We start from the raw sequence: 24,099 nt of genomic DNA, 5'->3' as shown, positions 1-24,099 counted from the left end.
CATTAACGCGCGCAACCCTGGTCGATAGGCGAGCGCATCATGAGACGCTTTTTTAAGGACGACGGTTCCGTGACCCAGCGTCTGCTTCTCCCATCGCGCGCTTGAGAAGCTCGATAACCTCCAGATCCATCTGCGCGACGTTGAAACGCATCAGGTCTGGCACGGACAAAGTGACGCTGAAGACGTTGCCGGGGGCCAGGACGATCCGCTCGCGAAGTGCAGCCTTGGCAAGATCCGCCGCGTTCTGTTCGTCCGGCAGACGGCACCAGAGATAGAAACCGCCCCGCGGTAGGGTCCATGGTCGGATGCCGAGGGCCTCCAGCGCCGCGGCGATTTCCTTGCGGCGCTTGGCCAATCGGTCGCGAAGCCCGTTCAGATGCTTACGATAGCTACCGTCGCTCAAGGTGCCGAGGACGAGTTCGGACGCCGCCGGGCTGGGGCCGCCGAAATTCGTCGCCACCTGCAGGTCGATCAGCCCCTCGATCCAGTCGCGCCGCGCGGCGATGTAGCCACATCGGATCGAGGCTGACAGCGTCTTTGAGAAGCTGCCGATTCGGATGACGCGAGAGAGCCCGTCGAGCGCGGCGAACCTCGGCGAGGGTTCAGGCTCGAAGTCCGCGAAAATGTCGTCCTCGATGACCGTCAGATCGTGTTCGGCCGCCGCGGCCAGAATCTTGTGCGCCTTCTGCGGTGAAAGGGATGCGCCCGTCGGATTGTGGATCGCCGAATTGGTGATGTAGAGGCGAGGACGATGCTCCTTGACGGCCTCGACGAAGAGCGCCGTGTCTGGCCCTGTTGGCGTGTAGGGCACGCCAACGATCTTCACGCGGTGGGCGCGCAGCAGAGCCTGAAAGTTGAAATAGCAGGGGTCGTCGACGAGGACCGCGTCGCCAGGCTGGAGGAGAAAGCGGCAGAGAAGGTCGATCGCCTGCGTGCCGGAAGCAGTCAGAAGGATCTGGTCGGCACCCGCATCGATCCCCTCCGCCGCGAATTGCCGCGCAAGCAGCCGGCGCAGGGGGAGCGAACCGCGGGTCGCGCCGTAATCGACCAACACGACATCCTCGGCCTTGGCGAGATTGCGAATGGCGCGGCGGATCGCGGCGGTCGGCAGCCAGTCCGCCGGCAACCAGCCACATCCTGGCCGAAGCATGTCGGGGCCGGCGTCAAGCGACTGGCGCGACACCCAGAACGGATCGATCGCGCGATCAAGGCGCGGCTCAACCTCCGCGAGCGCCAGGGGTGGCAGCGCGCCAGCGACGTAATACCCCGATCCCGGCCGCGACCGTATCAACCCTTCGGCCGCAAGGCGGTCGTAGGCCTCCACGACTGTCGACGGCGAGACGCGCATGGCAGCGGCAAAGCCGCGGATCGAAGGAAGCTTCTCGCCCGCCGTCAGCGTCCGGGCGGCCATGCGCCTGCTGATTTCGTCCATGATCTCGCCCGTGCGCGTCATCGACCCGCCAACTCTCGTCTTGCGCGATGCCAAGTGTGCGGTTCCTTTGATCCATACAGTTCGGCCATACCGTACTGGACTGTCGCTGTTCCTGCCAGTTCAGCTCGCGCTATCGCCGAGTAAGCGAAACGGAAACGGAGATCACCATGCAGCGGACATCGCAAGGGTGGGGCAGCGGCCTCCTCGGAATCCTTGTCTTCAGCGGCTCGCTGCCGGCGACCCGGGTCGCCGTCGGCGGTTTCACACCGCTGTTCCTGACATCCGCGCGCGCGGTAATCGCAGCGCTCCTTGGTGCAGCCCTCCTGCTGGCATTTCGGGAGAAACGCCCGGCCGCCAGTGACTTCGTTCCTCTTGTCATCGTGGCCATCGGCGTCGTCATCGGCTTTCCCTTGCTGACGGCTCTCGCCCTCCAGCATATCACAGCGGCCCACGCGATCGTCTTCATCGGCCTGCTGCCGCTTGCGACCGCGATCTTCGGCGTGTTGCGAGGCGGCGAAAGACCAAAGCCGGCGTTCTGGCTGTTCTCGATCGTTGGCGCTCTGTCCGTCGCGGGCTTTGCGTTGTCGCGGAGCGGACGCGGGTCGCTCACCGGCGATCTTCTGATGGTCGCGGCGATCGTCCTTTGTGGCCTCGGCTACGCGGAGGGAGCCACGCTTTCGCGCCGTCTCGGAGGATGGCAAGTGATCTCTTGGGCACTGGTCGTGGCGCTTCCGGTCATGGCGGTGATCGCGGTGTCGACCCTTCCGGCCATCTGGACCGGAATCGGCGTTCCTGCCTGGATCGGGCTCGCCTATGTCTCGGTGTTCAGCATGCTCGTCGGCTTCGTGTTCTGGTATCGGGGCCTTGCCCTTGGCGGTATCGCGGGCGTTGGGCAACTCCAACTGCTCCAGCCGTTCTTTGGTTTAGCCCTCGCCGCATTGATGCTCGGCGAACCGGTCGCTTGGACGATGATCGCAGTGACGGCGCTGGTCGTACTATGTGTCGCCGGCGCGAAGCATTTCGCTTAGACTCGGTAGGGCTGGACCTCGAGGTTGCCTGGCGCAGAGATGGTCCGCGACTCGCGACGAAACCTTCGGACCTGAGTTCGGCGAGACGTTGCGAAAACGGCGACCGACTAAGGCCGACGGTCCACATGTGCGTGCGGACCGGGGTTTAGACTCAACCCCGGCAAAGCCGAAAAAACGATCAAAGACATTTGGTGCGGGCAAGTAATTCCAGCGGCTGGCCCTGGTCGATGCTTTCCGCCAAGTAGCCGCCAGCAAACCGGCTTCCGAGCTTTACGCCCGTCCCTTGCTCAAACCGGGATGGGCGGACCCTCGTATTCCGCTCCGCGCGCTGACGCGGAGTGAATTATTGCATCACGAAAACGTGCGAGCCGCACCTTCTCGGGGCTATGAGCGACGTCATCCGCAGCCAACCGGCGCAACTCGAACAACCGACCCTATTCGGAGACGAAGAAACGAGGCCCTACGATACGGATGCCGCTCGCCGTCCGCCGGATTTCCTGCGTGGGTTGAGCCGCTGGGATCGCCTCGGTGATCTCAGGCCGGGGCATCGGGACCGGAATATATGACTCGCGACTTTGCGTCTGCGAACCGACATCCAGCGAAGCCATCTCGACCGGCGCATCGAATTGCGCCAACCCGGCGGCATCCTGGCCGTAAGCCGGCAGGGTCAGCGAGCCGAAGGTTAAGGCCAAGAGCGTGGTTCCGGTCTTTGTAAGCATGTGCGCCACCTGCAATATGTTTTCTTTGGGGCATAAGTGCCAATGCGACATTCTGGTTCCCAGGAAATCCGCAGCGATGCCGCATGCGCCGAGAAACACCGTTCAAAGCGGCGTTCAAAGCGAGCGATCGACCGCAGGCACGTCCATCTGCAGCGTCCCAACGCCGAGTGCATGTTCGTCAGACTCCTACGTCGTAGGCATCCACGCCGGCTCTTGCGTCGTCCGCATCAAGGGGGGCAGTTCCGCTATCAGATAATTCACCAAGACTCGAACGGCCGGCAACATGCCCCGCCGCGACGTGAACAGAACACGCATCATGCTCTCGCCGGCGTCGTAGGCGGGAAGCACCCGCACCAAGCGGCCCGTCGCCAGCGCATCGAGACCCGCGACGGCGTTGCCCGCCCCGCAAGGACGTTAGCGGTATTCACTATCCCTGGTCGACGCCCGGCATCCCAGCTGGGCGTTGGGGATCGTCGTCCCGGGTCCGGGGATAGCTATCGGGCTCTCGCACCGGCTTGCCGGCAGTCCCTCCCGGACGGCGCGGGCGACGCGATCGGCCCCATTTTACGGTTGTCCGGCGGCGCCAGCGGCGCACGAAAATGAGATCAACCGACAGGACCAGAAGCCCGAGCGGGATCATCCAGAAACCGAGAATCGGCAGGAACCCGAGAATTCCTCCTCCCACCAGAGCGCTGCCGAGGGCAAGTCGCCAGGAGCGGCTCGCGGGCAGAGGCAACACCCGCCCGAAGACGGAAATTCGTTGCCTCCCTGCTCGCGGCCGTTCGCCGGGCTCCGTCTCCTGATCGTCCATCCGAGTATCGCCGTGGTTCTCGTCGGTGTTGCAGTCTGCCTTTTAAATGGATCCGCCACCGACCGGAACAAAGCCATTTTCGCCATTCGCGCCGGTATCGGGGAATTTTCATCAACTCGCGGCTTGGCAAGAGCATCATCGTTTTGCTATAGGCACGCTAACGCGCCTGACGCGTCATTCCCCGATAGCTCAGTTGGTAGAGCGTTCGACTGTTAATCGAATTGTCGCAGGTTCGAGCCCTGCTCGGGGAGCCAGTTTTCAAGAGGGCCGCCGGTGTCGCACCGGCGGCCCTCTTTTTTCGGCGTCGCCTGAACCATCCCGCTCTCCCGATATTTCGTCGCACCCACCTCGCCGCTGGGCCATGCCGCGCCAGCTATCGGCCGTCGGCAACGATCGGACGCCCGCATGGACGACAACATCTCAAAAACCAACGGCGATCCGATCGTCGTCTGGCTGCGGGACGATCTGCGCCTCGACGACAATCCGGCACTCGCCGCGGCGGCCGACACCGGCCGGCCGGTGGTACCGCTCTACCTGCTCGACGAGACATCCGACGGCATCCGCGCGCTTGGTGGCGCTCACCGCTGGTGGCTACATCACAGCCTGGACGCCTTCGCCCGCAGCCTGCGCGGCAAGGGCTCCCAACTGACGCTCCGGCGCGGCGCGGCGAAGAGCGAGGTTCTCGACATCGTCTCGGCCGTCGGCGCCACGGCGCTTTATTTCAACCGACGCTACGATCCGGCCGGCCGCGCCGTCGACGACATGATCGCGGAGGCTTCGGGCAAGACTTTCGATATCCAACATTTCACCGCCAACATCCTGCACGAGCCGAACCGGGTCCGAACGACCACCGGCGGCTACTACAAGGTCTATACGCCATTCTGGAAGAAGCTCTCGGCGGCCGAACCACGCGATCCGATCGATGCGCCGGCCTGCTTCAAGCAGCCGGAGGATTTTCCGCAATCCGACAATCTCGCCGACTGGGCGCTTCTGCCGACAAAGCCGGATTGGTCGGGAGGCATCGCCGAGGCTTGGACGCCCGGCGAGAAGGCCGCGCTGGAACGCCTGGAGACGTTCTGCGACAACCAACTAGCCAGCTATCATGAAGCGCGCGACAATCCTTCCGCGGAATGCACATCCGGTCTGTCACCGCATCTTCGCTGGGGCGAAATCTCGCCCTACCGGATCTGGCATACGACTCAGACCTGTGCGACACGCCGCAAATCGATCCCGGACGATGCGATCCGCACGTTCAAGAAGGAACTGGTCTGGCGCGACTTCAATGCCCACCTGCTCCATCACTGCGACAACCTCGCCACGACCAACATCAACAAGCGCTTCGATGCATTCCCGTGGCGGCGTTCACAAGCCGAGCTTCGGGCCTGGCAACGCGGCTTGACTGGCTACCCCATCGTCGATGCCGGGATGCGCCAGCTCTGGCAGACGGGATGGATGCACAATCGGGTGCGGATGATCGTCGGCTCGTTTCTGACCAAGGACCTCTTGATTGACTGGCGCGACGGCGAGCGCTGGTTCTGGGATACGCTGGTCGATGGCGATGTAGCCTCGAACCCCGCACAATGGCAGTGGGTAGCCGGCTCCGGCGCCGACGCGCAGCCGTTCTTCCGCATCTTCAATCCCGTCACCCAGAGCGAGAAGTTCGATCCCGACGGCACCTATCTCCGCCGGTTCGTGCCGGAACTCGCCGAACTGCCGGAGAAGGCGATCCACGCCCCGTGGAACGCGACTGCCGAGACACTGGCAAAGGCGGGCGTCCGGCTCGGGGAAACCTATCCAAAGCCGATCGTCGACCACAGCCGGGCACGCGAACGCGCACTGACGGCTTACGGCGAGACACGAGGATAATTTGGCGATCCCGCCGAACCGCCGGCGGCGCGGTTCCGACACCGGGTCAGCTCGGCGGGATGTCGTTGAGGCTGGCTCCGGAAAAAACCGTTTCTCGCGCCGTGCGTCAGTCGTGCGTGGGCGCCTTGTGCCAGAACAGGTCGTAGGCGCAAAGCATGATGGTCACCAAAAGCACCACACCCAGGTCGACGCGGGGAACGTAGACGATCAGCACCCCCAGGAAGACAACGAGCAGCGCGAAGGCAACGACGGACATTAGGCGTTCGGTCAAGGTCATTCGGGCGTTCCTTCTCTAAGCATTGTCTGTTCCAGCCAATGGGCTGTGCGCAACAGACGTGCATCCTCTCCCAGGCGCCCGACCAGTTGCACGCCCATTGGGAGACCGTTCTCCGCCTCCAGCAGCGGCAGCGTGATTGTCGGCAGTCCGGCAAACGTCCAAAGGCGAGTGAAAACCGGTGACCCGACATTGTCGAGCCCTTCGGGCGCCGGTCCTGGCGTCGCAGGCGTCAGAATTGCGTCGCATCGGTCCAGAATGGCCATGATCCCAGCACGGTAGACGCTCTGCCAATCCTTCGCGGCAAGATAGTCGCGTGCCAGGATGGCCCCGCCGCGCTCCAACGTCTCGCGCAGTGACTCGCTGAGAAGCTCGCCGTGACGCTGACCATAGCCAACGAAACTGCGGGCCATCTCAGCCTCCAGAACGCGCTCGAAATGGATGCCGCATTCGGCGAAAATCGCCGGCAGCTCGGCCTGGAAGCAGCGCTCGGCGAGATGCGCGGCCAGTTCTTCGAGCGCCGCCTGCATGACGTCGTCCGCCTGGTCCCAGAAGGGCGTGCGCACGAAGGCGAAGGTCGGCCTCACCGGCGGCGTGGAGCGCGCCGCGTCGAGAAGGCGTGGATGCGGCGCAGGCGATGTTGCGGGATCAGCGGCATCATATCCGAACAGCGCCTCGGCGAGCATCGCCGCGCTCTCCACATCAGCAGCGAAAACGCCGTGCGAATCGAGACTGGGGGCAAGGGCCAGCGTGCCGCGTCGCGGGACCGATCCGAAGCTCGGCTTGTAGCCGACTGCGCCGCAATAGGCCCCCGGGCCAATGACCGATCCGCCGCCCTCCACGCCAACCGCGAGCGGCACCATGCCCGCACCGACGGCCGCCGCCGAGCCGGAGGAGGCACCCCCCGGCGTGTGCGCCGTGTTGACCGGGTTGTGCGTCCTCGGCGGATGGCGATAGCCGAGCTCCGCCGTTTCCGTCTTACCGATGAGCAACGCGCCGGCCCCGCGCAACCGCTCCATGATGGCGGCGTCGGCCTCGGGCACGCGTCCCGCGTCGGCTGGCGTGCCATTGCGGGTAGAAACGCGCGCTGTGTCGATCGTGTCCGCCACGGCGACAGGCACGCCATGGAGAGGCCCGAGAGCTCGCCCCCTGCCCCGCCATTCGTCGAGGATCCTTGCCTGCCGGCGCACAAACTCGGCGTCGAACCACGCGAAAGCGCCCACCGCCTCCTCGCGCGCCGCGATCCGCATGAGCGACGCCTCCGCAAGATCGCAGGCGCGGAGCGCCCCGCTTGCCAGGCGAGCCGCCAATCCAGCGACCGGAAGCGTGAGGATCTCTGGATCAATTCCCATAGAAGGCGTTCGGTAGATAGTAGACGATCTGCGGGAAAATGTAGACGACTGCCATGGAGAGGAAGACCATGAACAGGAACGGCATGATGCCCGCAAAGATCTGCGTCAGCTTCACCTCCGGCGGAGCGATCCCCTTCAGGTAATAAGCGCTCATCGCCATCGGAGGAGTGAGGAACGACGTCTGCAGATTCAGCGCCACTAGGATGCCGAAGAAGAGTGGGTCGATCCCGAACATGTCCAGCAGCGGCAAGAAGATCGGTACGAAGATGATGATGATTTCCGACCATTCCAGCGGCCAGCCCAGTAGGAAGATGATCAACTGCGCCAGCAGCAGGAATTCCAGCGGGCTCAGATCCAGCCCCCGGACGAATTCCGAGATGACCGTCTCACCGCCAAGATAGGAAAAGACCGAGGAAAATGTGTAGGAGCCGACAAAGAGCCAACACACCATCGCGGTGGTTCGGACAGTGAGATAGACCGACTCCCGCAGTCGCTGGAACGTCAGGGCGCGGTAGGAAACGGCGAGCAGCAAGCCGCCGAGGGCGCCGATGGCCGCGGCTTCCGTCGGCGTGGCGAGGCCGAACAGGATCGAGCCGAGAACGGAGAGGATCAGGACGGCCAGTGGCAGGAAGGACGTCACGATCATGACGATCAGACGCAGCGCGGGGACGTCAGGAACCTCCTCGGCGGTCGGTTTCGGAGCGGCGGAAGGTTGCAGGATGGACCGGCCGACCACGTAGACGAGGTACAGACCGACCAGCAGGAAGCCGGGCAGCAACGCGCCGGCGTAGAGCCGAACGATGGAGGTGCCGGAGGCCGCCGCGTAGACGATCAGCATGATCGAGGGCGGAATGAGGATGCCGAGCGTTCCGCCGGCGCAGATGATGCCCGCGGCGAACGACGTGTCGTAGCGCGCCTTCAACATGGCCGGCAGCGCCAGTAGGCCCATCAAGGTCACTACCGCGCCGACGATGCCGGTTGCCGTGGCAAACAGCGCGCAGGTGATCAGGGCGGCGACGCCCAGCGAACCGGGAACATTCTTCGAGGCGATGTTCAGCGTCGTGAAGAGCCGGTCGACGATATTGGCCCGCTCGACAACATAGCCCATGAAAAGGAACAGCGGGACGGCGGTCAGTACCTCGTTGCTCATCACCGTATAGGTCTGGTTGATGAAGAGGTCGAAGATGCGGTTGTTGAAGAACCCGTCGAGCCAGAGACTGAAGCTGTCCCATGTGCCGGCGAGTTCGTCGAGACGATTGAAGCTGCGCCACATACGGTCGGCGTCGAAATAGGCGTAATAGCCGAAGCCGATTCCCATAGCCATCAAGGTGAAAGCGATCGGAAATCCGAGAAAGACCAGGAAAATGAAGAGCCCCAGCATCGTGAGGGCGAGTTGGGGATCGGTCATGGATGAGCGTCGCTTTCGGCGGCAGTGGCCTTGTTGAGAATCGCGTCCTCGGTCTCCTGGACGTCCTCATGGGCGCGGAGCCAATATCCGGTGCGGATGCACTCGATACAGCGGAAGATCTCCGCGATGCCCTGAATGAAGAGAAGGATTCCGGCCGCGACCATGACCGCCTTGAACTGGAAGATCGGAATGCCGGCCGGGCTGTTCACGCTGACCTCGCCGTAACCGACGGAGCGCGCGGCATATTTCCAGCCGGTGACGACCAGGGCGGTAACGCCGGGAAAGAAGAAGAAGAGGTAGAGGATGAGATCGACGGTCGCCTGGGTCTTCGGCTTCCAGAGCCGGTAGAGGAAGTCGCCACGGACGTGACCGCCGCGCGACAGCGTATAGGCACCACCCATCATGAACAACGTTCCGTACATGATGAAGGAAACGTCGAAGGCCCAGGGCGTCGGATCGTTCAACACGTATCGCACGAACACTTCGTAACTCGTGCCGAACGTCATCAGGATGATCAGCCAGGCGAAGGCCTTGCCGAAGGCCGCTGACAACGAATCGGCAAAGCGGATGAAAGTAACCATGGAGTCCCGATCCAGTTACAGAAAGGCCCGGCGGAAATGGCCGCCGGGCACGGGATTGTTCTGCGTCGGGGTATCAGCTCGGCAGTTTGCCGGGGAAGAAGTGCTCGTAGGCCAAGCGGTAGTCCGGCGCGTTCAGCAGCTCGTAATAGGTTACGCGCTCCACCCAGGCGCGCTGGCTGTCGAGCACCTTCTTGATGAACGGATCCTCTTCCAGCGAAACGATCATCGTGCTCCAGGCTTCCAGTTCCGCCTGCAGAATGTCCTGCGGCGTCTGTCGCACGGTCACACCGTCCTCGTCCTGCAGTTTCTGCAGATCGGAGGAATAATTGTCGAGCGCGAAGGCTGTGTTGGCCGTCGAGGCCGCCTCGACGCTATATTCCATGATCGCCCGCAGATCGTCGTCGAGATCGTCCATGAAGTCCTTGTTGAAGAGGAACTCGAAGGCCTCACTCGCCTGGTGATAGGAACCGAGATAATAGTTTTTGGCCACGTCCTGGGCGCCGAAACGCATATCGGACGACGGGTTGTTGAACTCGAACGCATCGATCACGCCGCGCTCCATCGCCGGCACGATCTCGCCGCCCGGAAGCTGCGCGACACTCATTCCCATGGACTGCATCAGATCGGCGGCAAGGCCGACGGTCCGGTACTTGAAGCCCTTGATATCGGCGACACTGTTGACCGGCTCCTTGAACCAACCGAACGGCTGGGCCGGCATCGGGAAGCCGAGCAGGCCGACGACGTTGAGTCCCATCGTGTCCTGGGTCAACTCGCGATAAAGCTCGCGCCCGCCACCCTGGTAGAACCACGACAGCATGGTGGTCGGATTGCCGCCGAACACCGGTCCGGTTCCAAACAGCGATGCCGCCTTGTTCTTGCCGTACCAGTAGGCCGACACCGAATGCGCCGCGTCCAGCACACCGTCATTGACCGCGTCCATCACCTGGAAGGCCGCGACGACGGCGCCTGCGGGGAGAAGATCGATCTTGATACGGCCGCCGGACATCGACTCCACGCGGTCGACATACTGCTTGGCCATGTCCATCCAGATGTCGGATGCCGGCCAAGACGTCTGCATCTTTACGACCAGCGGCGACTGGGCCAGGACGGCCGGCGTCGCGAGCGCGGTCGCCGCGGCTGCCGCTCCGCCGCCGATGACGCTCTTCTTCAGAAACGAGCGGCGATTGACGGCCTTGGATTGAATATCTGTCACGTGATTCCTCCCAAAAATTCGCACCCGGTCTTGCGGAACTTGGTTCACACACAAGCCGATGCATTGTGGCGAACCGATCCCTCCCGGCGGCCTCGGCTACTATCATGGACGCACCCCTGCTTGGCAAGAAGCGACAGGGCGATCTGAATACGACTAAAGCCTAATGCCACACACTTGTTTGGCCGGCATCGGCCCGGAAAAGGCTGTATTATGGTCACAATCTGGGCAACGTCGACAAAGTGGCGGAAGATGCGAGTCGGTGCTTTAATCCGATCGTTGTCCAATAGTTTTACGGCGCGCGACAGCGTGGTTCTTCGCGATACCGGCAAGGAGCCTCGATAGCGGTTCGCTGCCTCCGGTTCATGTCGTCGCGGCCGCATCGAGGCGGACGCCGACGCGTTGCCCGGGCTGCACTGCGCAAAATCTGCCCAGCAATCGTTTCTGCTCGATTGCGGGGTGCCGCGGTCCGTCGCCTGCCCTCAGTGTACGGCGGAATGCCCGATGACCACCTTGTTTTGTGTCGCATGCGGAGCGCTTGGCGAATGACCATCCGCAACATAGCGACATCGCCAAACTTGCCCCCTTGCTGGCAGAGTTCAACCAGGCCACCGTCCTCCAATCCGCCCCATCGCGGCCGTCACGAAGGAACAACGCGGCCGCTTGGCAAGGATCGCCTTGCCTCCCCCGCCTGGCGGCCATAGGTTCGCTCGAACCCTGTCCCGCGCTTTTCGAGTCCTTCGCCTCATGTCCCGATACAATTCCGTTCTCGATGCCATTGGCAACACGCCGCTCATTCGGCTTCACAAGGCGTCCGACGAAACCGGGTGCGAAATTTACGGCAAGGCGGAGTTCCTGAACCCCGGACAGTCGGTCAAGGACCGCGCCGGCCTGTTCATCGTCCGCGACGCCGAGGAAAAAGGCCTGTTGAAGCCCGGCGGCATCATCGTCGAGGGCACTGCGGGCAATACCGGCATCGGCCTTTCGCTGGTTGCCGACGCGCTCGGATATCGCACCGTGATCGTCATTCCCGAGACCCAGAGCGAGGAAAAGAAGGATGCGCTGCGCCTGATGGGTGCCGAGCTGGTCGAGGTGCCGGCGGTTCCCTACAAGAATCCGAACAACTACGTGAAACTGTCGGGCCGCCTCGCCGAGCAGCTGGCGAAAACTCATCCGGCCGGTGCGATCTGGGCCAACCAGTTCGACAATGTCGCCAACCGCGAAGGTCACGTCGTGACCACCGCCGAGGAAATCTGGCACCAGACGGCGGGCGAGGTCGATGGTTTTGTCTGTGCCGTTGGCACAGGCGGCACGCTGGCCGGTGTCGCCAAGGGGCTGAAGCGCCGCTCGGGACAGATCAAGACCGGCATTGCCGACCCGATGGGCGCCGCGCTCTATAACTGGTACGCCCATGGCGAGTTGAAGTCGGAAGGCTCCTCGATCACCGAGGGCATCGGCCAGGGCCGCGTGACCGCCAATCTGGAAGGCTACACGCCGGATTTCGCCTTTCAGATCCCCGATGACGAGGCGTTGAGGATCATCTTCGACCTGGTGATGCAGGAAGGTCTGTGCCTCGGCGGCTCGTCCGGCATCAACATCGCCGGCGCGGTCCGAATGGCGAAAGAGATGGGACCCGGCCACACCATCGTGACCATCCTCTGCGACTACGGCAATCGCTATCAATCGAAGCTGTTCAACCCGGACTTCCTGCGCTCCAAGGACCTGCCGGTGCCCGAATGGATCGAGAAGAAGCCGGCGTTCGATATCCCGTTCGAGACAACCGGGTGACCGCGGTGGGAGAACCGGGCGGTGCCGCCACGACCGAACGCGTCTATCAGGACGACGCCTATCTCTCGACCATGGAAGCGTCGCTGATGCACATAGAGGGTGAGCGTGGCCTGGTTTTCGACCGCACCAATTTCTTCGCCGCTGGAGGCGGCCAGCCCGGCGACACCGGTTTCGTGGAGACCGTGAACGGGCGTCAGATCAAGATCGTCGACACGATGTACGCGCCGGACAAGACAACCGTGGTGATGCTCGCCGAGGAAGGCGTAGCGGTCCCCGTTCCCGGCGAGACCCTGGTCCTGCATGTCGGCTGGAAGCGGCGCTACAAGCTGATGCGGATGCACACCGCCTGCCATCTTCTCACCGTCGCCTGCCCGTTCCCGATCACCGGCGCCGCCGTCGGCGAGGAGGAAAGCCGCATCGATTTCGACATTCCCGACGCCTCCGCCGACAAGGCCGGCGTGACGGCGCAGTTGATGGACCTCGTTGCCGCGAACCATCCGGTCTTCACCCGCTGGATCACCGAGGCCGAACTCGACGCCAATCCCGGACTGGTGAAATCCGCCAACGTCAAGCCACCGCGCGGTACGGGACGGATACGCCTGGTGTGCATCGGCAATGAAGGGATGATCGATACCCAGCCCTGCGGTGGCACCCATGTGCAGGAAACCGGCGAGGTCGGCGAGATTCACATCGGCAAGATCGAAAAGAAGGGCAAGTCGAACCGGCGCTTTCGCATTCGCTTCGGTCCCCTGCCCAGCTGAAGCTCTCGTCGGCTATGCCAGTCTTGCCGGCCCATGAGTGGCTGGATTATCGTCTACTCGGCCGCCGGTCCAATCGTTACGGCGCGCCCTGCCCCGAGGCCTGCCATGAGTCAGAACCCATTTCTCATCGTCCCGACCGATCTTGCAGAACATCTCGGACGGTCCGGCCTGTCGATCATCGACGCCTCCTGGTATCTGCCGGCGCAGAACCGTTTCGGTCTAGCGGAATTCGAGGCCGCACACATTCCCGGTGCGGTCTTCTTCGATCAGGATGACATCGTCGATCCCGGTTCGGAGCTGCCGCACACGCTGCCCCCGGTAGACATCTTCGCCGCGGCCGTCGGCGACCTTGGCGTCTCGAACACCGACACGATCATCGTCTATGACGGTGTCGGACTGTTCACCGCTCCCCGCGTCTGGTGGCTGCTGCGCACGTTCGGAGCAAAAGACGTACGCGTCCTCGACGGCGGCTTTCCGGCCTGGCGGGCGGCCGGACTGCCGGTCGAGACCGGCGCCGTTTCGCCCGACTCCGCTACCTTCGCGACATCCTTCGATCGCAGCGCCGTCGCCTCGCTCGAAAAGGTCAAGTCGGCGGTGGCGAACGGACACCTGCAGATCGCCGATGCCCGCCCCGCGGCCCGCTTTGCCGGCGAAGCGCCGGAGCCGCGCACCGGGGTGCGCGCCGGTCACATGCCGGGCGCCTTCAACGTGCCGTTCACGGCGCTTTCGGAAGACGGCCGACTGAAATCGGAAGCCGCGTTGCGGGCCGTCTTCGCCGAGGCCGGACTCGATCCCCAGGCGCCGGTGGTGACCAGCTGCGGCTCGGGCGTCACCGCCGCGGTCATCAACCTTGCGCTGGAATCGCTCGGCAATCGCCAGTCCGCACTCTATGACGGCTCCTGGACCGAGTGGGGCGCGGCCGCCGATACGCCGGTCGAAACTGGGCGCTGATACGATGCGCCTCCTGACGACAACAGTGACCAGTCTGGACATGTGTGAGCCGCCACGAACGGAAGTGCCGCCTCCGCCGTGTGGCGAGTCGCTTGCCGTAACGCGCGTTCGCGACATCCGGCTCGACAGCTACCGGATGCTGTATCGGGCGCTCGGCGATGCCCATCACTGGACCTCGCGGCTGCTGCCCGACGAACGGCTCAGTCGCGAAATCCACAATGATTCGACACGCATCTTCGTCCTCCTATGCGACGAGATCGTCGCCGGCTGGTTCGAGATCGAGATGCGCCCCGCCCTCCGCGAAGCGCGGATCGTGCATTTCGGAATCCTGCCGGCCTACCGCGGCCGGGGCTTTGCCGATTATCTGTTGTCCAAGGCGATCGCCGCGGGCTTTGCCGAGGGGGCCCGTCGGTTGACGCTGGAAACCAACACGCTCGACCATCCGGCGGCACTGCCGCTCTATCGCAAGCACGGGTTCCGCCCCTATGCGAAGCGCGAGGTGCAAACGCCGGCAATCGAGACCGCGTCCCGGTTTGCGGCAAAGGAAACCACATGAGGTTCATCGGCTTCGACGAGGCCGATCCACTGCTCGATTGGACGTCCGTCGCCGATGCGATCGCCGATGGTCACCGCCTGCCCGAGGCAGAGATCGGCGACCTTCTGTTGTCGCAGTCGGGCCGCAGCCTGCTCAACCGTGGCGCATGGATCGAAGGGCTCGGCATCGCGCTGAAATCCGTGACGATCTACCCGGAGAACCAAAGCAAGACCCCGCCGCTTCCGTCGATCCAGGGCGGAATGCTGCTATTCGACGACGCGACCGGCGCGCCGGTCGCCCTCGTCGACGGCATTCTCGTCACCAAATGGAAGACGGCGGGCGACTCGGTTCTCGGTGCCCGGCTGCTAGCGCGCCCGGATTCGCGCAGATTGCTGATCTGCGGCGCCGGCACCGTCGCGCATTCGCTGATCGAGGCCTATTGCGAGATCTTTCCCGATCTTGAACAGATCACCGTCTGGAACCGCACCTGCGACAAAGCCGAGCGTCTCGCGGCCGAATATTCCGGTTCGCGCGTCTCGGTCGCGGCGACCGCCGATCTCGCTACGGCCGTCAGCGAGGCGGACATCGTCTCGACCGCGACCATGGCCACCGAGCCGTTCCTCAGGGGCGAGTGGCTGAAGCCCGGCACCCATGTCGATCTCATCGGCGCGTTTCGTCCCGACATGCGCGAGGCCGACGACGCGGTGCTGACGCGCTCGGAACTCTTCGTCGACTCCCGCCGGACGACGATCGGACATATCGGCGAGATTCAGATCCCGCTCGACGCCGGGACGATCGTCGAAGGTACGATTCGCGGCGACCTCGCTGATCTGTGCGCCGGCAAGGCCGGGCGCAGCGGCCCTCACGCCATCACCGTCTTCAAGAATGGCGGCGGCGCCCATCTCGACCTGATGGTCGGAGCCCTCATCCGCCGTGTTGTCGAGGCCGCGGGCTGAGGCGCTATGCGCAGATTCCCGGCCAATGGTTTTCCGACGATGGCAGACGCGGTAGAGCAGGATCGTCTTCCGCCGCGAATGGACGGTTCTCGTGATTCTGCGCATTTCTCTCGCTCTCGGTTTTCTCCTGCTACTGGCGGCAGCCGGCTTCTGGTACCTCGCCCCGCGCGAACCGGTCGACACGACGGTCCGCTTCGATCCGTCGGCAATCGGCGGCGACCCCGGCGCCTATCTCCTGCGCAGCGAGGCGGACATCCCCAATTTGCGGCCGAATGCCCAGAAGGAGATCGTCTGGGCCTTTCCCGCCTCGCGCGCCAGGACGCCGCTCGCCATCGTCTACGTCCATGGCTTCTCAGCGACGAAGGCCGAAACGCGCCCGCTCGCCGACAAGATCGCCAAGGCTCTCGACGCCAACCTCTTCTACACGCGCCTCACCGGCCACGGCCGCGATCCGGCCGCGATGGAACAGGCGCGGGTCAACGACTGGGTCAACGATCTCGCCGAGGCGATCGCTATCGGTCGGACGATCGGCAACCGCGTCATCGTTATCGGGACATCGACCGGCGGCACGCTGGCGACGCTCGGTGCCACCATTCCGGGCCTGATGGACCGGGTCGAAGGTCTGGTTCTGATTTCGCCGAATTTCGGCCTGCAGAACCGCCGGGCATTCCTTCTGGATCTACCCTTTGCGCGCGACATCCTACCCCGTATCGGCGGCGCCACGCGCGGCTTTGCGCCTGCCAACCAGGCGCAGGCCGAGAACTGGACGACGCGTTACCCGATCGGCGCGCTCGTCCCCATGGCCGCGCTGATCCGCGCCACCTTGGCGGCAGATCTGTCCAACATCGCGATCCCGGCGCTCGCGCTGTTCTCGCCGCAGGACCGGATCGTCGATCCGACCGCCACCGAGGCCGCGCTGGCGCGCTGGGGCGGCCCGAAGAAGACCGTTCTGGTGCCGGCCAGCGGCGACCCGGAGAATCACGTCATCGCCGGCGACATTCTGTCTCCCGGGACGACCGACGCCCTTGCCGACCAAATCACCGGCTGGATCGGATCCCTGCCATCACCGTGATCACCGCCTCCGCGACGCGCGCCGCGTGCGCACCAGCCGAGCGGCAATGACACGAGCACCCATAATTTAATTTATGGGGGAGATAAATTTTCCGAATTTTACTTAGCCTGAATAGCCGTCCATCATCCTTGCACAATGGTTGCATGGGGTAGCGGAGCTTTGCCTCAGCCGGAGCCAAACCTCCGCTTTCCCCACCAACCTCACGCGTAACGACGAATATTCAGATGAGCGGCCTGGAGCAGCCCGCGTTCTGGTGTTAGGTATACCAGATAATGCCGGTGACACTTCAGGTGGCAACAAGGGAGTAGACACGATGCCTCATAAGGTTCTCATCCTCGGCGCCTCATATGGCTCATTGCTGGGTACGAAACTGGCTATGGCCGGCCATGATGTCACGCTGCTTTGCCGGGCCGCCACGGCGGCGCTGATCAATGATGAAGGAACCGAAGTGCGCATTCGCCTGAGAGGCGAAGACATCCATCGGAGCGTGTTCTCCCGCGATTTGCCCGGACGAGTGGATGCGAGAACGCCCGAAGCGGTCGATCCCGCCGACTACGACCTCGTCTGTCTCGCCATGCAAGAGCCGCAATACGGGGATCCCGCGCTCAGGAATTTGCTGAACCGGACAGCCAAGGCATCGGTCCCATGCATGTCGATCATGAACATGCCGCCCCTTCCTTACCTCAAGCGCCTGCCGGACCTGGACTGCAGCAAGCTCGAGGACGCATTCACCGATGCCCGTGTCTGGGACCGGTTCGACCCCGCGCTGATGACGCTGTGCTCGCCGGATCCGCAGGCTTTCCGGCCCCCTGAAGAAAAGGCCAACGTCCTGCATGTTGGTCTTCCGACCAACTTCAAGGTCGCGCGGTTCGACCACCCCGATCATGACCAGCTCCTGGCCGAACTGGCGGCGGATATCGACGCCGTGCGGCTCGACGGCCACGAGGTTCCCGTCAAGCTCCGCGTGCATGACTCGCTTTATGTTCCACTCGCCAAATGGAGCATGCTGGCGACCGGAAATTACCGTTGCATCACCACCGGAGACCCCATCTCCATCCGCGACGCGGTCCATGGCGACATCGGGTTGTCGCGGGAGATTTACGCTTTCGTCAACGAGATCGTCATCCGTCTCGGCGCATCGCCTGACGATCAGGTGCCATTCGAAAAATACGCCAAGGCCGCTGAAAATCTGTTGAAGCCCTCCTCCGCGGCGCGGGCTGTCGCCAGCGGTGCCACGACCATCGAACGCGTCGACAAGTTGGTGCAGCGGATCGGACTGTCACTCGGAATGGAACACCCTGCCCTCAATGCGACGGTCGACACGGTCGACCGGAAACTGGCGACGAACAGCGTCAAGGTGGCCGCGTGACTTCACCTCCTGCAAGGCGCCTCGGCGCCTTGCAGGAGGTCGAGACAGATCAGCGTGCGGCTTGCCAGCGAATTTCTTTGCGATGAGTTTATGCCAACCTGGGGTGAGAGGGACCTATCGCCGCAGGTTTACACTAGTCCAGCCGACCGATGATGCAGTTCATTTCGTCCTCAAGATCCCAGCCACCGGTTGCGGTATCTCCTGGAGGATGCGTCGCGTCGCCCACAACGCCCCCTTCCAGAAGGTCCCAGATCTCGTCCGGACAGGATGACAGGCCGCGGTCCCACCACGCCCCGATCTCCTTGCCGATGAGGCCGCATCGATCGCCGGTCTTGGGATTGATGAATCGAACCTGATCCAGACGCTCGATACATTGTCGCAGGAATTCTAGGTTTTTCGCGGGACAGTCTGCCCCCTCCAGGTAGACCTCGCCGGGGCCTGACGCGCGAACGTCTACTTTCTTGAACCGCTCGATGTTCAGCAGGCCATCGACATCATAGACGTTCATCCGGCGGTTCCAGCCGCTGGCTATCGTTCGCGGGCGCTCGCCTTTCGGCACATCGTTGTCGAGAAATTCGTAGTGGACCTTCTTGTCCGACAAAGCCCAAGATAAGAACAGCGCGGGCATGCCCGTATAAGCTTCGATATTGTGGTGTAGAAGATCGTCCACGGCCTTATACCGTCCGGTCGACAGTCCCCGTTTCCAGGCCCGCTCCACAGTGAGCGGCGGCGGGGTGACCATGAAGAACATGAACACCGTATGGCCGAACCGGGTCAGCAGATTGCTGCCGCGATCCTGATTGTCGCCGGTTCTGAAACTGTCGAAGCGGAAACGATCGATCAAAAGATGCGGCATCGTTCCCCGATCAGCCTTTTCGGCCATATAGCGATCGAGCTTCCGGTCAATGATTTCCAGTTCGTGGCCGGTGAGCATGGCCCCATATTTGTAATCGGCCCCCAGCGAACCATAGTCGAGAAGGTGTTTGCGCCAGTAATCCGGGCTGACGAGGGCGAAGTCCTCCCATGGCACGCCGAGCTTTTTGGCCAGGGCCCGTTGGTGCGGCCTGATGGTGCTCTTTCCGGCGGCCGAAGCACCCTTCACATTCATGACGAACGGCTCTGTCTGGATTGGCAGATACCGATAGCCCTCGACCTCCGACGCCATCGCGATGATCGGATCCAGCGCGGAACCCAGCTGCGCGCTGCCATAGTCATTGACAAAAAGATTGCTCGCCAGTTCGACAATCATCGTCTTGTCGAAGGGCAACCGACCATGTGTGCGAACAACCGCGCCAGTGACCGTCGCAAGGGCATTGGCGCAGGCCGCCTCGAATGGATCCCGCATCTCCGCCCAACGGGCGATGGCGGCATCCAGCGCAGAACGGTCATTCGGTGAGGCCTTGGGGGAAGTCTTCTTCCCCTCCCTACCGAGCAACCTTTCCAGCAGACCTCTTTTACCGACCGTGGCCGACGGTACTTGCGAGGCATCCCGTGCGTCCAGCCGTTGCAATTCGGCGGCGATGAAACCACGAGCCCGGCCCGCAACGCGCTCATGCTCGGCTTTCAGCTCGTGGAGCCGCGGCCGGACATGCTCGTCGTAGATCCGCGCGGTCATTCCGCGCATGTTGATGCCCAGTTCCTCGTATTCGGGTCCGTCCGGCACCGATAGGTCTGCCGTCACTCGGATCAGCAGTTCGTGGACGATCAGGCGTTCCGCGCGAAAGGCAATCGTGTCCTTGGGATCGAGCCCGCTGAAGTCGGCGAGCTCGCGCGCCTGGCTAAAACCAGTCTCGACATTTTCCGGGCGGAACATGGTCGACAGCGGCAAAAGACGCTGTGGTATCGCCGAACTCAGCCCGGGGTTCCAGGGGCCGAATTCGTCCCCCGTGTCCCCCGGGCTGTTCGTGAGCGACATCGATCAGGCAGGCTTCGACGTCGGGCGCCGCGTCTTGTCCCAGATCAGCTTGAACAGCGGCAGGAAGATCAGGATCAGGGCAATGACCGTGATCGGCCCGGCGATTGGCCGCGTGAAGAAGATCGACGGATCGCCCGAGGAGAACAGCAGCGATTGCCGCAAAGTCGGTTCGGCGATCGGCCCGAGCACGATCGCCAGCACTGCCGGCGCCACCGGATAATCGAGCTTGCGCAGGAAGAATGCCCCGAAGCCGAAAATCAGCATCAGCCAGACGTCGTGCATGTCCTGTGTCGCGGCATAGCCACCCACGACTGACAGGATGAAGATCATCGGTGCCAAGACGGTGAAGGGCATCCGCAACATCCAGATGAAGAGCGGGATGAAGGCGATGTTGATGACCACCGCGAAGAAGTTCGAGACGTAGAAAGAACCAATGAGACCCCAGACGAATTCCGGCTGATCGCTGAACAAGCGCGGCCCTGGAGTCAGCCCCCAGATGACCATGCCACCGAGCAGGATGGCCGTCGTCGGAGAACCGGGGATACCGAGCGTCAGCATCGGCAGCATGGCGCCGGTCGAGGCGGAATTGTTCGCTGCCTCCGGTGCGGCGACACCACCCGGATGGCCCTGCCCGAATTCCTTCGGATTGCGCGAGAACATCTTGGCGACACCGTAGGACATCAGCGATCCGGGAGTGGCGCCGGCGGCGGGCAGGATGCCGACGAAGAACCCGAGGAATGAGCCGATTCCCATACCTTTCCAGCCCCGTCGAAACGCCTCTCTGGTGTCGTCGTTGATGCCGCGGAACGACATCTTCGCCATCGTCGATGTGATCTTGCCGCGCGTGGAATCGATGGTCCAGAGCATCTCGCCGATGCCATAGACGCCGATGGCCAGAACCAGGAAGTTCACACCGTGCAGGAAACCCGGAATGCCGAGGAAAACGAGACGCGGAGCACCCGAAATCTCATCATAACCGACGGCCGCGAAAACCAGTCCAATGCAGATGGAGAAGACTGTCTTGGGGATGTCATCGCCGCCCAGACCGACGAAGGTGGCAAAGGCCAGCAGCATGAGCGCGAAAATCTCTGGCGGACCGAAGCTGAGCGCCACGGTTGCCAGCGGCGGCGCGAAGGCCGTGAACAGCACGTTCGAGACGGTGCCGCCGACAAAAGACGCGATCGCGGCTGTGATGAGGGCCAGACTAGCGCGGCCCTTCAGAGCCAGCGGCCGTCCGTCGAAGGTCGTTGCAACCGCCGTCGAAGCCCCCGGAATGCCCAGCGTGATCGAACTGATCGCGCCGCCATACATGGCACCGTAATAGATCGCGGCGAGAAAGATGATGGCGGAGGCCGGTGGGACGAGGAAGGTGATGGGAAGCAGGATGGCAACGCCGTTGACCGATCCCAAACCCGGCATCGCGCCAATGAACAGTCCCAGTGTGACACCGATAATGATCAGCATCAGATTGACGGGCTGGATTGCCAGCCAGAAGCCGTCCCCCAGTAGCCCCAGAATTTCCATCATAACTGCCGCCTCCCCGCGGGCTCGATAATTGCCTGAGCCGTTCGCATCAGTAGATGATCGTGTTCAGCGCATTGAACACCGGCTCGAGAAACGCCATGCCCTTGGGCAAGGTGATGCGCATAAGCGCCTCGAAGAAGAAGAAGAAGACGACAGGAACCGCTGTGGCGATCGTCATCGTCATCACCCAGCTGTGCCGCCCGAGAAAGCGTAGATAGTAGATGAGGAACACGAACATCGCGCCGTACATCGACAGAATGTTTACCAGCGTGACGAACCCGATGATGCCACCGCCCACCAGCGCGAGCATCTTTTGCCCATAGGGGTCGAGAAAGGGTTCGGTCGACTGGGACGGCGGCGACGTCCGCCGGTACCAGTTGAAAGCGATGACACCGGTGCAAACCAGCATGACACCGGCCAGCCAGAATGGCCAGGCGCCCCCCCCAGGGCCTTCACCCCGAATGTAGCCGACATCCAGTTCTGTACTTTTCCACATCAAGTATATTGAAAGGAGGGCCAGCACGCCCGCGGTTACGATTTCTGCGCGGCGCATGCCGGCTCTCCCTAGACTTAGTATCGTTGCTATCGATCCTTTAGGATTTGGGTTTATTCACCCATTTCCTTCAACAATTCCTTGTGGCGATCGACCTGCGTCGTCCAATATGTCTTCTGCTCGTCGGCATTCATGGGAAGACCTTCCAAGCTCTCGGACTTCATGTAGCCCTGCCATTCCTCGGAGTCGTAGATCGTCCCGAAGAGATCGCGGTAATACTCGGCTGCTTCGTCCGACATGCCCGGCGCGCCGACCACGGCCCGCTGGTTGTAGTAGCTGAAGTCCTTACCGAGTTCTTTGACGGTGGGAACATCCGGCAGCGCCGGGAGGCGCTCATCGGAGAACGCCACCAGCGGGACGACGTCACCCGATTGAAAGAAGCCGCGTGCTTCCGACGGATTGTTGACGGTCGCCATGATCTGCTGCCCCGCGAGCTCCTTGGCGACCTCGCCACCGCCCTTGTACGGGATGTACTTGATCTTGATGCCGTAGTTCTTCTCCATCCAGGCGATGACAAGCGAGTCTTCCTGTCCCTTGCCGGTTCCACCCATCACGTACTTCCCGTCCTCGGCCTTCACTTTCTCGACCCATTGTTCGAAACTCGTGATGCCTGAATCCTTGTGGACCCACAGGACGAACGGATCGACGCCCATCATTGCGATCGGGGTGAAGGTGCTGATGTCGACGCCCAGATTTTCCTGGCGCAGCGGCGTCGTAAAGAAGGAATTCAGCGTGACGAGGATCGTATGATCCGGATCGCTGGCCCCCTTGAGAGCGATCAGCGCTTCCGCGCCGGAGCCGCCACCTTTATTGTTCGGCACGAGAGGCCGGACGGTCAGCTTCTTCTTCTCGGCAACCGACTGGATGAAGCGGGCGATCTGGTCCGCCCCGCCACCGGCGCCGGCCATGATCACGAAATCGACCGGCTTGGTCGGCTCCCACGCATGGGCGACGCTGGTAAACAGAGTCGAAGCCAATGCAGACGCACCGACGACACTCATGAGAACTCTTCTATTGATATTCATTTTGTCTTCCTCCCATTGAAATTTTACTTGCATAAGCAAGCACGATATTCACATTCGCCGTTTAACACGGCTGTTCTTATTGTAAATCAGGCTCTAGGGTCTTCGTCAATCGATGGCAGTCGGTCCGGAATTTCCAAGACCACACTGAGCCTCCCCCTTAGTGAACCAGAACCACCGGTATCGATGTCGACTCGATGATCGTCTGCGTGTTGCCTCCGAACATGATCTCCTTCTCATGGCTGTCGCCATAGGCTCCCATGACCATCAGGTCCGCCCCGAGCTTCCGGCAGCGTTCCAGCAACTCCTTGCCGACATTGTGGTGGGCCGAAAACCGCTCGATCTTGGCTGTAATCCCACGGTTCTTGAGATAGCTGGCGAGATCTTCGGATGTTGTTCCATACGCCTCCTCACCACCGGTGAGGATCGTGACGGTGCTGGCGTCTTCCAAAAGTCCGATATTCAGTGCGACCGCTCGTGCTGCCTCGGTCGAGCCATTCCAGGCTATGACGATGTGCGTGCCGATCTGCACCGGCGGCGTATCGGCTGGCGGGCATAACAGAACGGGCCGACCCGTATGAAAAAGCGCCGCCTTGAGGCTGTTGACGCCGAGCATCCCGGCCCTATCCGGCTGCGCCACCGCGATCAGATCGACCAACCGGCCATGGCGTTTGATCACTTCGACCTGGCGTCCTTCTTCCTCCACCCAAGTCGCCGTCGCCGTTCCCGCGATCGGCTCATCGGAGACCGTCAGATCAAACTTTTGAACCAACATGTCAAATTCGCTTTTCAGGCTTTTCTCGACCTGGTCAGCCAATTCGATCGCCTGCTTTTGCAGTTGATCCTTGAGGAAAGTAGGAACCGGGACCCCATAGGGCAGTAAGTCCTGTGGCCTCGGACGACAATGGGTCACCACGACGTGTGACTTGAACCGTCTGGCCAGGGCGGAGGCATGAGCAAGGACGTTGTCGC

21 protein-coding genes, 1 tRNA gene and 1 pseudogene are annotated in these 24,099 nt (G+C 62.6%); 10 read left to right on the top strand and 13 right to left on the bottom strand.

Annotated features, from left to right (window positions below; all coding sequences use genetic code 11):
- Positions 1-52 precede the first annotated feature (52 nt).
- Complete coding sequence (locus tag ING15_RS18460) at positions 53-1,453, bottom strand: aminotransferase-like domain-containing protein (RefSeq protein WP_232845871.1); 1,401 nt, start codon at positions 1,451-1,453, stop codon at positions 53-55.
- A 146-nt stretch (positions 1,454-1,599) separates the two neighbouring features.
- Between ING15_RS18460 and ING15_RS18455 the strand changes: the two genes are divergently transcribed.
- A complete protein-coding gene (locus ING15_RS18455) occupies positions 1,600-2,460 on the top strand; it encodes a DMT family transporter (RefSeq protein ID WP_206456318.1) in 861 nt (286 codons plus the stop codon).
- 434 nt (positions 2,461-2,894) lie between these two features.
- Here the strand turns inward: ING15_RS18455 and ING15_RS18450 are convergent, their stop codons facing one another.
- Both ING15_RS18450 and ING15_RS19625 read right to left on the bottom strand, forming a co-directional pair.
- Positions 2,895-3,230 (bottom strand): hypothetical protein, encoded by a 336-nt coding sequence (locus tag ING15_RS18450; RefSeq protein WP_206456317.1) that lies wholly within the window; start codon positions 3,228-3,230, stop codon positions 2,895-2,897.
- Positions 3,231-3,720: 490 nt separating this feature from the next.
- A pseudogene (locus ING15_RS19625) lies at positions 3,721-3,990 on the bottom strand (hypothetical protein); the annotation flags it as partial.
- Between the two features lie 178 nt (positions 3,991-4,168).
- On the opposite strand from ING15_RS19625, the gene ING15_RS18445 reads away from it, so the two are divergent.
- Positions 4,169-4,244 (top strand) — tRNA-Asn (locus ING15_RS18445).
- A gap of 151 nt (positions 4,245-4,395) precedes the next feature.
- Entirely contained in the window at positions 4,396-5,856 is a 1,461-nt protein-coding gene (locus ING15_RS18440) for a cryptochrome/photolyase family protein (RefSeq protein WP_206456316.1), read from the top strand.
- A 106-nt stretch (positions 5,857-5,962) separates the two neighbouring features.
- Here the strand turns inward: ING15_RS18440 and ING15_RS18435 are convergent, their stop codons facing one another.
- The 5 genes from ING15_RS18435 to ING15_RS18415 all read right to left on the bottom strand — a co-directional run bounded on the left by ING15_RS18435 (position 5,963) and on the right by ING15_RS18415 (position 10,675).
- A complete protein-coding gene (locus tag ING15_RS18435) occupies positions 5,963-6,133 on the bottom strand; it encodes a hypothetical protein (RefSeq protein WP_206456315.1) in 171 nt (56 codons plus the stop codon).
- Entirely contained in the window at positions 6,130-7,482 is a 1,353-nt protein-coding gene (locus ING15_RS18430) for an amidase (protein ID WP_206456314.1), read from the bottom strand. Before ING15_RS18430 ends, ING15_RS18435 begins: the two co-directional genes overlap by 4 nt.
- Positions 7,472-8,890: a TRAP transporter large permease gene (locus ING15_RS18425; protein ID WP_206456313.1), complete on the bottom strand. Its 1,419-nt coding sequence runs from the start codon at positions 8,888-8,890 to the stop codon at positions 7,472-7,474. Before ING15_RS18425 ends, ING15_RS18430 begins: the two co-directional genes overlap by 11 nt.
- Positions 8,887-9,471, bottom strand: coding sequence for a TRAP transporter small permease subunit (locus tag ING15_RS18420; RefSeq protein ID WP_206456312.1), 585 nt, complete (start codon positions 9,469-9,471; stop codon positions 8,887-8,889). Before ING15_RS18420 ends, ING15_RS18425 begins: the two co-directional genes overlap by 4 nt.
- A gap of 73 nt (positions 9,472-9,544) precedes the next feature.
- Positions 9,545-10,675, bottom strand: coding sequence for a TRAP transporter substrate-binding protein (locus ING15_RS18415; protein ID WP_408628711.1), 1,131 nt, complete (start codon positions 10,673-10,675; stop codon positions 9,545-9,547).
- Between the two features lie 753 nt (positions 10,676-11,428).
- On the opposite strand from ING15_RS18415, the gene ING15_RS18410 reads away from it, so the two are divergent.
- The 7 genes from ING15_RS18410 to ING15_RS18380 all read left to right on the top strand — a co-directional run bounded on the left by ING15_RS18410 (position 11,429) and on the right by ING15_RS18380 (position 18,113).
- Positions 11,429-12,469 (top strand): cysteine synthase A, encoded by a 1,041-nt coding sequence (locus ING15_RS18410; RefSeq protein WP_206456311.1) that lies wholly within the window; start codon positions 11,429-11,431, stop codon positions 12,467-12,469.
- A 71-nt stretch (positions 12,470-12,540) separates the two neighbouring features.
- Positions 12,541-13,230, top strand: a complete 690-nt coding sequence (locus ING15_RS18405) for an alanyl-tRNA editing protein (RefSeq protein WP_232845869.1) — start codon at positions 12,541-12,543, stop codon at positions 13,228-13,230.
- 105 nt (positions 13,231-13,335) lie between these two features.
- On the top strand, positions 13,336-14,181 hold the full coding sequence (gene sseA / locus ING15_RS18400; protein ID WP_206456309.1) for a 3-mercaptopyruvate sulfurtransferase: 846 nt from the start codon (positions 13,336-13,338) through the stop codon (positions 14,179-14,181).
- A 64-nt stretch (positions 14,182-14,245) separates the two neighbouring features.
- A complete protein-coding gene (locus tag ING15_RS18395) occupies positions 14,246-14,737 on the top strand; it encodes a GNAT family N-acetyltransferase (RefSeq protein WP_332873862.1) in 492 nt (163 codons plus the stop codon).
- Positions 14,734-15,672, top strand: coding sequence for an ornithine cyclodeaminase family protein (locus ING15_RS18390; RefSeq protein WP_206456307.1), 939 nt, complete (start codon positions 14,734-14,736; stop codon positions 15,670-15,672). The genes ING15_RS18395 and ING15_RS18390 overlap by 4 nt, the downstream gene beginning before the upstream one ends.
- A gap of 91 nt (positions 15,673-15,763) precedes the next feature.
- Positions 15,764-16,744, top strand: coding sequence for an alpha/beta hydrolase (locus tag ING15_RS18385; protein ID WP_206456306.1), 981 nt, complete (start codon positions 15,764-15,766; stop codon positions 16,742-16,744).
- A gap of 313 nt (positions 16,745-17,057) precedes the next feature.
- On the top strand, positions 17,058-18,113 hold the full coding sequence (locus ING15_RS18380) for a ketopantoate reductase family protein (RefSeq protein ID WP_206456320.1): 1,056 nt from the start codon (positions 17,058-17,060) through the stop codon (positions 18,111-18,113).
- Between the two features lie 133 nt (positions 18,114-18,246).
- Here the strand turns inward: ING15_RS18380 and ING15_RS18375 are convergent, their stop codons facing one another.
- The 5 genes from ING15_RS18375 to ING15_RS18355 form a co-directional block, all read right to left on the bottom strand.
- Positions 18,247-20,028, bottom strand: coding sequence for a hypothetical protein (locus tag ING15_RS18375; RefSeq protein ID WP_206456305.1), 1,782 nt, complete (start codon positions 20,026-20,028; stop codon positions 18,247-18,249).
- A gap of 3 nt (positions 20,029-20,031) precedes the next feature.
- Positions 20,032-21,555 (bottom strand): tripartite tricarboxylate transporter permease, encoded by a 1,524-nt coding sequence (locus ING15_RS18370; RefSeq protein ID WP_232845868.1) that lies wholly within the window; start codon positions 21,553-21,555, stop codon positions 20,032-20,034.
- Between the two features lie 46 nt (positions 21,556-21,601).
- On the bottom strand, positions 21,602-22,105 hold the full coding sequence (locus ING15_RS18365) for a tripartite tricarboxylate transporter TctB family protein (RefSeq protein ID WP_206456304.1): 504 nt from the start codon (positions 22,103-22,105) through the stop codon (positions 21,602-21,604).
- Between the two features lie 53 nt (positions 22,106-22,158).
- Entirely contained in the window at positions 22,159-23,130 is a 972-nt protein-coding gene (locus ING15_RS18360; protein ID WP_206456303.1) for a Bug family tripartite tricarboxylate transporter substrate binding protein, read from the bottom strand.
- A gap of 157 nt (positions 23,131-23,287) precedes the next feature.
- The coding region (locus ING15_RS18355) for a universal stress protein (protein WP_206456302.1) at positions 23,288-24,099 on the bottom strand (812 nt) is incomplete at its 5' end.

The organism is Aurantimonas marina, from assembly GCF_017183135.1.
Classification (GTDB): domain Bacteria; phylum Pseudomonadota; class Alphaproteobacteria; order Rhizobiales; family Rhizobiaceae; genus Aurantimonas; species Aurantimonas marina.
This window is presented reverse-complemented; position numbering and strand designations above follow the sequence as displayed.

What these genes read in the sequence shown, in the direction of transcription:
- ING15_RS18460 (WP_232845871.1), bottom strand. Translation starts at nt 1,453, where the DNA reads ATGACGCGCACGGGCGAGATCATGGACGAAATCAGCAGGCGCATGGCC.
- ING15_RS18455 (WP_206456318.1), top strand. Translation starts at nt 1,600, where the DNA reads ATGCAGCGGACATCGCAAGGGTGGGGCAGCGGCCTCCTCGGAATCCTT.
- ING15_RS18450 (WP_206456317.1), bottom strand. Translation starts at nt 3,230, where the DNA reads ATGTCGCATTGGCACTTATGCCCCAAAGAAAACATATTGCAGGTGGCG.
- ING15_RS18440 (WP_206456316.1), top strand. Translation starts at nt 4,396, where the DNA reads ATGGACGACAACATCTCAAAAACCAACGGCGATCCGATCGTCGTCTGG.
- ING15_RS18435 (WP_206456315.1), bottom strand. Translation starts at nt 6,133, where the DNA reads ATGACCTTGACCGAACGCCTAATGTCCGTCGTTGCCTTCGCGCTGCTC.
- ING15_RS18430 (WP_206456314.1), bottom strand. Translation starts at nt 7,482, where the DNA reads ATGGGAATTGATCCAGAGATCCTCACGCTTCCGGTCGCTGGATTGGCG.
- ING15_RS18425 (WP_206456313.1), bottom strand. Translation starts at nt 8,890, where the DNA reads ATGACCGATCCCCAACTCGCCCTCACGATGCTGGGGCTCTTCATTTTC.
- ING15_RS18420 (WP_206456312.1), bottom strand. Translation starts at nt 9,471, where the DNA reads ATGGTTACTTTCATCCGCTTTGCCGATTCGTTGTCAGCGGCCTTCGGC.
- ING15_RS18410 (WP_206456311.1), top strand. Translation starts at nt 11,429, where the DNA reads ATGTCCCGATACAATTCCGTTCTCGATGCCATTGGCAACACGCCGCTC.
- ING15_RS18405 (WP_232845869.1), top strand. Translation starts at nt 12,541, where the DNA reads ATGGAAGCGTCGCTGATGCACATAGAGGGTGAGCGTGGCCTGGTTTTC.
- sseA (WP_206456309.1), top strand. Translation starts at nt 13,336, where the DNA reads ATGAGTCAGAACCCATTTCTCATCGTCCCGACCGATCTTGCAGAACAT.
- ING15_RS18390 (WP_206456307.1), top strand. Translation starts at nt 14,734, where the DNA reads ATGAGGTTCATCGGCTTCGACGAGGCCGATCCACTGCTCGATTGGACG.
- ING15_RS18380 (WP_206456320.1), top strand. Translation starts at nt 17,058, where the DNA reads ATGCCTCATAAGGTTCTCATCCTCGGCGCCTCATATGGCTCATTGCTG.
- ING15_RS18375 (WP_206456305.1), bottom strand. Translation starts at nt 20,028, where the DNA reads ATGTCGCTCACGAACAGCCCGGGGGACACGGGGGACGAATTCGGCCCC.
- ING15_RS18370 (WP_232845868.1), bottom strand. Translation starts at nt 21,555, where the DNA reads ATGATGGAAATTCTGGGGCTACTGGGGGACGGCTTCTGGCTGGCAATC.
- ING15_RS18365 (WP_206456304.1), bottom strand. Translation starts at nt 22,105, where the DNA reads ATGCGCCGCGCAGAAATCGTAACCGCGGGCGTGCTGGCCCTCCTTTCA.
- ING15_RS18360 (WP_206456303.1), bottom strand. Translation starts at nt 23,130, where the DNA reads ATGAATATCAATAGAAGAGTTCTCATGAGTGTCGTCGGTGCGTCTGCA.